Genomic DNA, 11,699 nt, shown 5'->3' with positions numbered 1-11,699 from the left:
CGAGCCTTTCTTCGTGCTCGCCACGCAGAACCCCATCGAGCAGGAGGGCACCTACCCGCTCCCCGAGGCGCAGCTCGACCGCTTCATGCTCAACATCGTTATCGACTACCTTAGCGAGGACGACGAAGTCACCGTCGTCACCCGCACCACCAGCGGCAAAGGCGAGCCAGTGCAGCACCTCTTCACCGGCGAGCAACTCCTCGCCTTCCAGCAAGTCGTCCGCAAAGTCCCCATCGCCGAAGACGTCGCCCGCTACGCCGTGCGCCTCTCCGCCGCCTCTCGTCCTGGCCGCGACGGCGTGCCCGACTTCGTCAATCAGTGGATCAGTTGGGGCGCCGGCACCCGCGCCAGTCAAAACCTCGTCCTCGGTGCCAAAACCCGCTGCCTCCTCCACAACCGCACCCACGTCACTGCCGACGACATCCGCGCCATGGCTTTGCCCGTGCTGCGCCACCGCATCCTCGTGAACTACAAAGCCGAAGCGGAAGGCGTGACGGTGGAAAAGGTGATCGCGAAGCTGCTGGAGACGGTGAAGGCATAATTTCGTTATGAACACTCACGGAAAAGCGCTGCTCTTAGGAGCCTGTGGCACTGTGCAAGGCAGATTTGGTCGTTGGTTCCACCCAATCTTCCGGGAGTTGAATGAAGAGTTCGATCAGCTCATTAAAGAACGCCGATGGCTTGCCAGTCAGCCATTTGACACAATTCATCATGTGATTCGATTTGGCGCTTTGTCTGCCGATGAAGTTGAAATCAAGACGGTTGATAAGGCTCAACGAGAACTACCCACTGCCTCAATGAGAGCGATGTCCGAATTGCGCGAAGTGCTTTTGGATAAAGACAAGCTCAGGATCTTTCTTCGTGAGGAAATTATTAGATCTCTGAAAGCCATCAGTGAATCCACAAACTTGCCTTCTTTGGTCTGATGAGTCCATCCACCACCTTCCTCGATCCAGCGGCACTCATGCGCATCAAATCGCTCGAATTGCGCGCGAAGGTCGTCGTCGAAGGCCTCTGGAAAGGCATGCATCGCAGTCCTTACCACGGCTTCTCGGTCGAGTTCAGCGAGTACCGCGCCTACGTCCAGGGCGACGACCCGCGCTACATCGACTGGAAAGTGCTCGCCCGCAGCGACCGCACTTACATCAAGAAATTCGAGGATGAGACGAACCTGCGCTGCCAGCTCGTCATCGATCACAGCAAGTCGATGAAGTACGGCTCGCAGGGCTATACCAAGGCCGATTACGCGGCCACATTGGCCGCCACGCTCGCGTCGTTTCTCATGAAACAGGGCGATGCGGCCGGACTGACTACCTTCGCCGATGGCATTGAGGAACATCTGCCGCCGCGTAATCGTCCAGGCCATCTGCGACGCATCATCACCGAGCTGGAGCGCCCTGCAAAGGCCGCAGGCACCTCGCTCGATCTTTCAGTCGGGCAGTTGGCGGATCTGCTGCGCAAACGCGGTATGATCTGCCTCATCACCGATCTCCTCGCGCCTATCGAGCACTTGGAGAAGCAGCTCGCCCTCCTTGGCGCGATGGGACACGACCTCGTGCTCTTTCATCTCATGGATCGCGCCGAGATCGACTTCACCTTCGAAAAATCCGCCCACTTCCGCGATGCCGAAACGGGTGCTGAGCGTTTCATCGACCCTCAAATCGCCCGCGAGACTTACCTCAAGCGCCTCCAAGCCCATCGCGACACGATTCAGGCCGCCACCGACCGCCACAACGTCGAATACCACTTCTGCCCCACCGACCATCCCTTGGAGGAAGTGCTCTTCGACTTCCTCAGCGCCCGTCAGCGCAAGTAGGCCTCCAAATCTTCCGCCCCTCGCGCTGCCGCATGAACTGGCTCTTTCCACTCTACCTCGCCGGTGCCGCCGCGATCATCGCACCGATCCTGCTGCATCTACGCCGCAGGCCGCCGCAGGATCGCGTGGAGTTCAGCTCGCTGCTTTTCCTCGACGCGCAGACGCCCGTGCCTGTTAGTAAACGCCGCCTCGAAAACTGGTTGCTGCTTCTCGTCCGTTGCCTCGCGCTCATCCTGCTCGCGCTGATGTTCTCGCGGCCCTTCATCCAGAGCGAATCCACCGCTGCCGCATCGCCTAACATCGCCACGCTCATCCTCCTTGACCGCAGCGCCTCGATGCGCCGCGCTGATCTTTGGAAACAAGCCATCGCCGAAGCCGAAAAGCAGCTCAAAGCCGCCAAACTTACCGACCGCATCGCGCTCGCCGTCTTTGATCGCGAACTCACGACCGTGTGGAGTTTTGAGGAAGATCGCAACACACCCGCGAACCGACTCACGGCCATACAAACACGACTCGCTGCCCTCACGCCCACTTGGAACGCCACGCAGCTCGACCGCGCTCTCATCGCCGCCGTGCCGAGTTTTGATTCCAGCACGACCTCGCTCAAAAAGCGCATCCATCTCATCTCCGATCTTCAAGAAGGCACCAAGCTCGACGCCCTTCGCACCATCGCCTGGCCCGCCGAACTCACGCTGAGCATCCACCGCCTCGATTCCGCCACGAACGACAACCTCAGCATCGCTCTCGCCGCTCGCGAGGACGACCGGAGCGCGGACGCCCTCGTCCGAATCCGTCTCTCCAACACCCGCGACTCCGCCCTTCGCGATTTCAACCTCGCCTGGAAGGATGCGCCGAAATCCGACGCCATCACCGCACAGATCCCGCCCGGAGCCTCCCGCATCCTCACCGCACCGCCAAATTCGACGAACGCCACCACGCTCACCCTCGCCGGCGACACCCACGACTTCGACAACCGCATCTTCATCGCCCCGCCGCAGCCGCGCACCGTGCGCATCCACTTCCTCGGCAAAGACGCCACTCGCGATGAAGCTTCCGCGCCGCTCTATTACCTCGCCCGCGCCCTCCAGTCTACTGCCACGCTCGCGCCGGTGCTCACCGCCGACGAAAAACTGCCCGCACAACCCGCCGACATCCTCTTCATCGTCGGCAGCGCCCCCGCAGACGGCCTGCGCGACTACATCGAGCGCGGCGGGTTTCTCGTCACCGTGCCTTCGGACGCCACTTTGCTCAAAACACTCACCGGTCTCGACCTCACCGTCACCGCCGATACCAGCGACGAGTATCGCATGCTCGCCGACGTCAAAACCGAGCACCCATTACTGAAACCCTTCGCCGATCCCAAATTGCGCGACTTCACCAAGCTCCGCTTCTGGAAGCATCGCCACATCGAGATCAAAACGGCCAATCCATCGCTCGAAACCCTCGCCACCTTCGACAACGGCCATCCCGCCATCCTCAGCGCTCGCATTGGCAAAGGCACGCTCATCGTCCTCGCCTCCGGCTGGCATCCCGGCGACAGCCAGTTCGCCCTCAGCACGAAATTCGTCCCGCTCCTCTACGGCTGGCTCGCCGCCGCCGGTTTCAGCCACGATCCCGCTGCCACGTTGCTCGTCGGCGATTCGTTGCCGCTCGACGCCTCACAGGCTCACACCATCACCGATCCCGAAAACAAGACGCTCAGCCTCAAACCCGGCGAAACCTTCACCTCGGCCCAAATCGGCCTCCATAAGGCACAAAGCACCTCCCTCACTCAAACCTTCGCCATCAATCTCCCGCCCGACGAAGGCCGCGTCCTGCCCTTGGAGCCGCAAAAGCTCGCCGAATATGGCATCAATCTCTCCACGGCCTCCGATACCGGCGCGGCGAGCGAAACCACTGACCAGCGCCTCACCGCCACCGACACCGAACAACGCCAAAATCTCTGGTGGTGGTTCTTGGTCACTCTTTTGGCCGTCCTTTTGCTCGAAACAGCCATTGCTGGACGTCTAAAGTGGTCCGCACAGTCCCCTGTGCGGCGCTCCGCCACGCCAGAAACCTCCGCATAATGCCAGTGCCACTTTCTATGCTCGCATCTTCTTTGTAGCTCACCCAATACCCATCGACACACCGCACACAGGACTGTGCGGACCACTCTATGTCCACCACCTTCCAGTTCTTCAATCCTGCTGTGAAGGTCACCATCACCCACGGCCATCTTCCCCACTGGGATCAAGCCAACGCCACCTACTTCATTACCTGGCGCACCGCCGACTCCATCCCTCGCGACATCTGGCTGCGCTGGCGCGAGGGACGCGATGCATGGCTGCTCGCCCACGACATCAATCCCACTGCCAAGGATTGGCGCTTTGACCTCGAAATGCTCGACGAAGTCGCACGAGATGACTTTCGCCAGTTCGCCCTCACTCTGGAAAAGGAACTCGATGCCTGCCACGGTGACTGTATCCTGCGTGATCCGGCCATCTCCCGGCTCGTTGCCGATGCGTTGCATCACTTCGATGGCACCCGCTACACCTTGGGCGACTACGTCATCATGCCCAATCATGTGCATTTGCTCGTGGCAGGTCTTCCACGTCAGGCCATGCTCAAGCAGGTCGAATCCTGGAAGAAATGGACCGCTATCCAGATCAATGAGGCTCTGAACCGGAGTGGTCGGTTTTGGCAGGACGAAAGTTTTGACCATCTGGTTCGCAACGAAGCCTCTTTTGGCAAGTTTCGGGCTTACATCGCCAAGAACCCCGTCACCGCCCGCCTCAAACCTCACGAGTTTATCTTATGGCAGCGCACTTCCCCATAGTGGTCCGCACAGTCCTCTGTGCGGCGCTCCGCAAACACCCAGGACTCCGAATCCTCCCAATGCTGTCCCTGTGCGAAGACCTTCTGCGCGAAGTCCACCAGGAGCCTGCCACGCCCGCACAGGGGACTGTGCGGGTGATGGTGTCATGAGTGCTGTGCGTAAACCCTCGTATCTCCAAGCTTTCCTGCAAAGGGAATCGCGGGTGCAGATGCATGATTTCGCAGTGTGGTGAGCGTGAGTTGTCATGTTTTGTCATGTATCTAGGTCTTCATAACGCTATGAGTTGAACCGATCACGATGTCCGGGCTGAAGAGTATGATGCCCTGATCTGTCGCCGCCATCATGATTGGAGCGAGGCAACCGCTCTGCTTCATGGTGACGTGGGCGTAGCGGGTGGCTTCGGCAATGAGGGGATCGAGGACGGATGGCATTGGCTGAGATTACCTCGGGGGTGGACCCGCATCAAAAGGCAGATTGAAATACTCGAACACAGCCTTGGTTCGCTCGAAGATGTGGCGCTCGCTCATTCCGGCACGCTCACACATTTCGTTCATCGGCACAAAGCCATCACTGATGAACTGCACGACCGCCAATGGGCTGATGGTCACCTTGACTTGTTCCTGGCCTTTTACCTTCAGGGCGTCCAGCGAGTCCAGGCAGCACATCACCATCATCATGAGGTTTTCGGTGTCCAGATTGCAGAAATAGAGCCAGTAGGGCCAGCGCCGCCAAAGCTGCTGATAAAACGTCCTGACTTCCGGGATGGCGTAGATTTCCCGTGGATCATCGTCATAGCCTTCGATCATCAGCGCTAGGCTGTTCATCATGGCCCCGAGTTGCTTCCCCACTGGCAGCCGTTGCTTGCCGAATCGCGCATGAAAATTCTTGGCGTCGCCAATCTCCACAAGGTCACGGCTGAATTGATAACAGATGAGGTCGGACATGGCTGTCACTGGCCCATTCTGCGCTCAATTCAAATCCGCTTTGCCCATGCCACGGCTTCACTCACCTGCGGCAGTTCAGCTTTCACGCCGGCGGTGATGCGGGCGTGGAGTTTGCGGTAGTCGTTCAGCACACGCAGGGCGTCTTCACCCATCTCCTGTCCGGCAAAGAGTTCTGGGGCGGTGTCGGCGAAGTTGAGGCCCAACTGCACGCCTTTGCCATGGACCTCGGCACCGAGTTCGTAGTTGGTCAGGAGCAGGCGACGCTTGGAACTGGTGGTGGCACCACAGGAATCGAGAAACCAGGTGGGTGATCCGGTGGAGTCGGCATGGAGCAGCACCAAGAGCTTCTTCTCGATGTGCCAGAGATCTCGCAGTGTTTCTTCGGTGATCGAGAGCGTGCGCAGATGAACCACCGTCTGGAGAATGGCGAGATAGGCCTCCGAGTAGCCCGCGCCGTCGATCACCGGCAACTCAAAGCGTGACTGCAGGCCGGAGATATAAACCGTGGACCGGTTCAGAGCTTTGGCGAGATCGGCGAAGGTTTGCATAACCTATTTTGTGGCTCAACTTTTGGTTAATATCACCGGCAACGGAATACTGTGGCCATCTTTTTGGCTCTTGTTATAGCGACGTAATGAAGTTTCTGCTGGTCACTAACTCCTGATGTATTGTGGGACCGCGAACTGGGAACGATGAGGACAACCTCGTCGAACTCTAGTCCCTTAGCCCGATGCATTGTTGCTACTCGTGCGGCCTTGGAGTCGGCGCGGTCGCGTTCGTTTGGCCCGATAATACTCGCCTCCAGCCCCGCTTTCTTGAGTGTCGCATGGACTTCCGCTGCTTCATTTTTGGTGGTGACCATCACGCAGATGGATCGAACTGCCATCAATGCTTCACCAACGATGACAGTTGCCTGAGCAAAGGCGTCCTCGTTGTGCGGAACTTCCAGCACCCGGGGCTTCGGCCCTCGAGACACAGATTTGTATTTTTTCACCTCGTCTGATCCATCGTCCAAGTCATCGACCTCACAGCCCTCAAGCATGGCCACGGCAACCTTCCGGATTTCTTCTGTGGTGCGGTAGTTGAGATAAAGCTTGCGGGCTCTGCCTCTGATGTCGATGCCGCAGGCGCTCATCGAAGCGCGGTTACGGTTGTAGATGCGCTGGTGGCCGTCACCGACGAAGAAGAGATCGTTGGGGCCTGATGGCACCATGGCCCGGAGCAGTTTGAGGGCCTGAGGTCCAAAGTCCTGTGTTTCATCGACGAGGATGGAGGAAAACGAAGTTGGACTTTTGCGCACCAGAGCTGCGGCGTCTCGGTAGGCGTCTTCCACCTCTTTGAGCTTGCGGCTAGTTAAGGCGGCACGGTATTCCTCAAAAACGGGCCAGACTGCATCCCGCTTGCTTCGCGTGAGCACCGTTCCACGCCCTGTGCGCTTCGCCTGCCTGTATTCGTCTCGAGTGGTCACTCCTTGGGCCAAAATGACGCGCTCGAATTCTTCCTCGTAAAACCCGGGTGGAAGCCCCAACGACGAGTCGGCAAGAGAGAGTGCCAGACCCCAAGCCTCAGCCGCCGGCCCCTGCTTGCGGTTGAAGATGATGGTGTATTCGTATTTGTTTTTTCGAAGGTAGGCGTGGACCCATGCATCAAGGTTTTGCACCTCTATCTTTTGCATGGTAGCCTGACTGCATAGAGTCTTGAGATTGTCCTCGATGTCTTGAGCCAGGTTCTTGGTGAAAGTGGTCACAAAAACCCTGCTCTGTGCTCTGGCACGGTTGTCGGCGAGCCACTTGGCACGGTGCATAGCAAGGACCGTTTTCCCAGTTCCGGCACCTCCGAGCACCCGCATGGGACCGCTTCGGTCAGACTGAGCGAGTTTGCGCTGAGTCGGATGAAGAAAGACCCGCCACTGCGCCAATGGAGCGTTGAGAATGGCCGCCATTGTCTCGTTGTCATCGATCACCACGAAGCGCGCTTGTGACTCTGCCGTCTCGATAGCTGCAGCGAAGTCTTCAGTATCGATTGGCTTGTCGACCCTTGTCTCGCGAGACTGTAGGACATCTGAAACCGTATCCCCGGCAGCGATGAGAAAGAGTCCCTCATAAGCTTCGACCGGCAAGAACTGTTGCATCGCATCAAGTTCGGCCTCAGTCCGAATGGTGCGCACTTGGGCAATAATATCTTCGGGCGTGCCGATGCTGATCAACTCCTGGTCGGACAGAGTCTCGTAGAAAGGCTCAGGTTGAGCGGAAGGTTTGGTGCCAGACTTGACCTTTTCCTTGGGCGTCGTTTCCGCTGCTTCGTGCCTTACCTGTTCCAGAGCAGGCTCGATTAAACTTTCTACGGCAAAGACCTGCATGGCTCCGGTCACAGGATTGATGGCTACCCGACGGTTTTCGGCCCACCTGTAAGCGTCATCATGTTTGTCTACGTACATGAGCACATAGACGTCTCCCTTGATCGGTTTGAAGACGATCCCCCTCCAGTCCTGGTCAATGCGAACGGAACGCAGGTTTTTGTCACGGGCCTCGCGAATAGTCTCGTAATTAATGCTGCTCGCGGTGGGATCAGTCTGGAAGCGCAGCGCCCACTTGAGGACCTTGGCTTGGACGTTGGAAGGCAGGCTGGAGAGGTTGGACAGAAAGTCCTGCGCGAGGGCGACTTTGGGCTTCATAAAGATTGTTTTTAGTTTGTAGCGCTGCTGCCGGCGGTTGGCTGGTTTAGATGCTGGTGCAAGCGAGCGGGCCATCCTTCATCGGTTGTGACGGTGGTCCATCCCCTGCTGCTCCAAGTGGTTTGGAAGTCAGCGTGATGCCCCATGAGCAGGACAAGTTTTGGTTTTGTCCAGGCCAACTCGCATTCGGCGATGACATCGCCGTTGATGGCCAGTTCGAAGCCCACCTCGTCAGGAATGGGAAGACCTGCTTCCTTCAGTGCGAGCAATCCTTCCGACAAGGATTCCATTGCCTGAGAAATGACTTCATCCCAGCCTCCTGCATGAGCCGCCTGTCCACCACCTGAGGCTGGACCGGCTCCGTCGGCGAAATGGACGGCGTTGTAGTCTCCAGCGTCCAATCCGGTGCGGGTCGCGAGAAGGACTCCAGGGAGAGTTTGAAACGCATTGAAGAGCCACAGCCAGCGACGCCAGCCGAGGTGCCGCTCAGGCTCGCTTTCGGCAGCGAGTTCATCCAAGACGATGAAGCCCGGGCTACGGGGCGGGTGTGCTGTTGGATTCTGCAAAGCAGGTGACCACCAGTATCGAATCGTGACAGTCCGTTCATTGGTGTTTCCTGCGGCGACGGATGGCTCAGGTCGCTCGCAAGGCAACTCTCCGAGCGCCCCCCAAAACTGGGCCAACTGACTGCGTGCATCCGCCAACTCGGGTTTGGTGGGGTGAGGCAGCATGCGGAAGGCGGTCGCGCCAGAGTGGCGAGCCATTCTACGTGCATAGGCGTCAGTCTCGGTCCCGGCTGGTGTGGCCAGCCACCGAACGAGCCCAGCCACTCCGTTATAGCCCCACATCGCATCTTCGACCATTGCGGCAAGTGGCGGAGGCAGCGGGCTCATCGCCATACCCTGAAGACAGTCGTTGAGGGTCGTTTCCGGCTTGCCCTCCATTGCTGCCATCACATCCTCCCAGGTCACCGACCAGACCCAAAACTTGCCGCTAGCCACCAAGGCATTGCGCTTGGCGGCATCGTTCTGGGCGATGGCTTGGTGATAGGCCCACCCATCGCAAAAGATGGCGATGGGTTTTCTATGTGAGCCCCCTTTAGCCGGCCAGAGGACAAAGTCCGGCTTACATGCAGCCTGAATGCCATCGTTGTGATTGAGTTCGACCTGCGGCTCCACCCAGTAACGTTGTTCTCCGGCCTCCAGCAGGTAACCCGACTTCCCTTGCACAACGTCCTGAACCAGGCGAACAAAGGGCAGCCCCCCTTTTCCACCGATGCGACGGAGGCTCTCAATGAATTTGGCCTCCAACTCCGAATCGAAGTTGGGGTTCACGAAAATGTCTGCAATCGACGAGACCTTTTCGAGGTGGTCGAGGTTGGTTACCAATTCTTCAAGGATCGAACGGGCACGATCTCGTGAAACCAGTTCCATGGCCTTGCCAAGACGATGCTGATAGACACAGCGGTAGCAGCCGTCCTTCTCGGCGTGTGCGTTGCACGAACACCCGCGAACATGTTCCAGAGCTAGTCGGAGCAGCGCCGCAAGGGTCTTCGCACCATCGGCCAGGAGTTCGTGCAAGTAGCCTGTTCCACCGGGAACTGAATCGTAAAGCAGCACATAGTACCGGCTGGCACCACCGTCGGCGTCCTTCACCTCTTGCGTCACCATGCGCAGATGATCCACTTTGCCGCCGAAACGCTTTTTGAGCCCGATTTGAAGGGCTGCCATGAATGATTGCACCGACACTTCATCCATGCCCGACTTGGTGAACGGCACCAGAATGCGGAGGGCCTCGGAGGCGAACTCACGGTAGAGATAGAGGCAGTCTGCCAGAGTCTCCGGATCATCGGACTCTCTTTGGGAGCAGTCAAAGGCGTGAAGCTGGACCTTGGCGCGCTCCTTCTCATTGCGGGGGGGGCGTTGAACCTGTCCGCAGTGCTTGCAGAGCTTGAAACCAGGTCTTGGCTTCTGCAGACCGGCGACTGCGTAGGTGTCACCAGGTTTGGTGGGTTCACCAAAGTTGATGTCGCGAAAAACGACGCGTTCGATGAACTCAAAGCCGAAGGGCGTGTCGGACGCCTTGAGTTGATAGGCTTCCCTGACGTCGGATGGATCAAAGTCCGTCATCATCTGGCGGACATAAAACTTGGGCTCTCGGTCTTCGGCGCTATCGTCGATGCGGACCTTGGTATCGTCGCTGTTGGCGATGGCTTGCTTGAAGCGGAGCAATTGACGCTTCTGGGAAACGTTGGACCACATGGCATCCCCGCACTTGGGGCAGGCTCCATCGGCATCCGCGTGGATCTCCAGATTGCGCATGTGATGGCAGGTGGGGCACATGCGCCACGTCTCCAAGGTGGAGAGTTCCATGTTGATCTGGTCCACCTCCACACGGCGCTGATTGGCGTAGAAAATATTCTCCGGTGCGAACTCTGACAGGGCGGATTGGGCGGGTCTTTCGTAACGCTCCGCAGGCAGTGAAATGTAGGCCCCGGCATCGTCAGGGTCATCGCTGGATTTTTTGCGCCAGAGCAGGGACTTGAGTTCGACCCCGGCCTCCGGAAAGGCGTAGTTGGGAATCAGTCCGGCATCGGTCAGGGTGTTGAGCAGATCCCGTTGATTGATTTCCTTGGCCATCCCCATGGCTTTCTGCCGCTCTCTTTCGATCAAGTCGATGTCATCACGGGTGGCATCATCTTGTGGCAATGCTTTGAGGGCTTTGATTCGCTTTTTGATTTCTTCCGCCCGATTTTTATGTGAGGCACGCTCCTTAGAAAGTTCATCGAGCAGCTTGCTCAGGCGGATTCTCAGGGCGTCATCCTGCTCGGTGCCACGCATGAACTGATCCAGACGCTCTCTCACACGGTCGTCGAGATCAGTGCCGAGCAGCGTCTTGAACTCCTCAAGCAAGACATCCTCGTGCTCATGGATGTAGTTGAGGAAGGTGTAGGGAAAACGGTTCTGATCGGCGCTGTCTCGTGCGTCTAGAGCGTCTCTGGTGTGGTCGGGTAGCGCGGTTTCCTTGATCCCCGAGCCCACCCAATGATCAAGGCAGAAGGCGAAGAGTTGCCGGCGCAGCACTTCGGGTGCCTTCAGGAAGATACCCGGTGGCGTGACCTCACCACTGAGCATCTCTTGGGTGTCCTCAAAGAAGTAGAGGTCATGAGGACTGACTCCATCGGCGAGGGTGGAGGTGAAGGCATTGCCGTCACGCCTGCCTGCCCGTCCGATGCGCTGAAGGTAGCTGGCCTGGTTGGGCGGAACGGAGCAAAGCATGACCGAAGACAGATCGCCAATGTCCACCCCCATCTCCAGGGTTGGAGTGGCGGAGAGCAGGTTCTCATACCAGGGATGCGGTTGTTTGTCCTTGAAGCGTTGTTCCAGCGCCTCACGCTGATCTCGGTCCAGCATGCCGGTGTGCTCGGCGGAAAAAACGCGGCGTAAGTCA

10 protein-coding genes are annotated in these 11,699 nt (G+C 58.3%); 5 read left to right on the top strand and 5 right to left on the bottom strand.

Translation table 11 applies throughout. The features are described from left to right. From ACILSI_RS25745 to ACILSI_RS25725, 5 genes are all read left to right on the top strand, one after another. The coding region (locus tag ACILSI_RS25745) for an AAA family ATPase (protein ID WP_395724794.1) at positions 1–541 on the top strand (541 nt) is incomplete at its 5' end. A 7-nt stretch (positions 542–548) separates the two neighbouring features. Beyond that, positions 549–926 carry a hypothetical protein gene (locus ACILSI_RS25740; protein ID WP_395724793.1) on the top strand — a complete coding sequence of 126 codons (378 nt, stop codon included), beginning with the start codon at positions 549–551 and terminating at the stop codon, positions 924–926. Further along, the gene (locus ACILSI_RS25735; protein WP_395724792.1) at positions 926–1,816 is read left to right on the top strand and encodes a DUF58 domain-containing protein; all 891 of its coding nucleotides are present in this window, start codon (positions 926–928) and stop codon (positions 1,814–1,816) included. Before ACILSI_RS25740 ends, ACILSI_RS25735 begins: the two co-directional genes overlap by 1 nt. A 32-nt stretch (positions 1,817–1,848) precedes the next feature. Beyond that, positions 1,849–3,882, top strand: a complete 2,034-nt coding sequence (locus ACILSI_RS25730; RefSeq protein ID WP_395724791.1) for a BatA domain-containing protein — start codon at positions 1,849–1,851, stop codon at positions 3,880–3,882. 89 nt (positions 3,883–3,971) lie between these two features. Continuing rightward, a complete protein-coding gene (locus tag ACILSI_RS25725; RefSeq protein WP_395724790.1) occupies positions 3,972–4,631 on the top strand; it encodes a transposase in 660 nt (219 codons plus the stop codon). Between the two features lie 260 nt (positions 4,632–4,891). Here ACILSI_RS25725 and ACILSI_RS25720 read toward each other — a convergent pair whose 3' ends face one another. The 5 genes from ACILSI_RS25720 to ACILSI_RS25700 are packed head-to-tail and all read right to left on the bottom strand — an operon-like array spanning position 4,892 to position 11,662. Next, the gene (locus tag ACILSI_RS25720; RefSeq protein WP_395724789.1) at positions 4,892–5,062 is read right to left on the bottom strand and encodes a hypothetical protein; all 171 of its coding nucleotides are present in this window, start codon (positions 5,060–5,062) and stop codon (positions 4,892–4,894) included. A gap of 9 nt (positions 5,063–5,071) precedes the next feature. Further along, entirely contained in the window at positions 5,072–5,575 is a 504-nt protein-coding gene (locus tag ACILSI_RS25715; protein WP_395724788.1) for a hypothetical protein, read from the bottom strand. Positions 5,576–5,604: 29 nt separating this feature from the next. Beyond that, positions 5,605–6,123: a hypothetical protein gene (locus tag ACILSI_RS25710; protein WP_395724787.1), complete on the bottom strand. Its 519-nt coding sequence runs from the start codon at positions 6,121–6,123 to the stop codon at positions 5,605–5,607. 32 nt (positions 6,124–6,155) lie between these two features. Next, positions 6,156–8,255 carry a UvrD-helicase domain-containing protein gene (locus ACILSI_RS25705; RefSeq protein WP_395724796.1) on the bottom strand — a complete coding sequence of 700 codons (2,100 nt, stop codon included), beginning with the start codon at positions 8,253–8,255 and terminating at the stop codon, positions 6,156–6,158. Between the two features lie 5 nt (positions 8,256–8,260). Continuing rightward, a complete protein-coding gene (locus ACILSI_RS25700) occupies positions 8,261–11,662 on the bottom strand; it encodes a Zn-binding domain-containing protein (RefSeq protein WP_395724795.1) in 3,402 nt (1,133 codons plus the stop codon). Positions 11,663–11,699: the final 37 nt, after the last annotated feature.

It is taken from the genome of Prosthecobacter sp., assembly GCF_044232965.1.
Classification (GTDB): domain Bacteria; phylum Verrucomicrobiota; class Verrucomicrobiia; order Verrucomicrobiales; family Verrucomicrobiaceae; genus Prosthecobacter.
The sequence above is the reverse complement of the archived record's forward strand: the minus strand, read 5'-3'. Positions and strand labels throughout refer to the sequence as shown.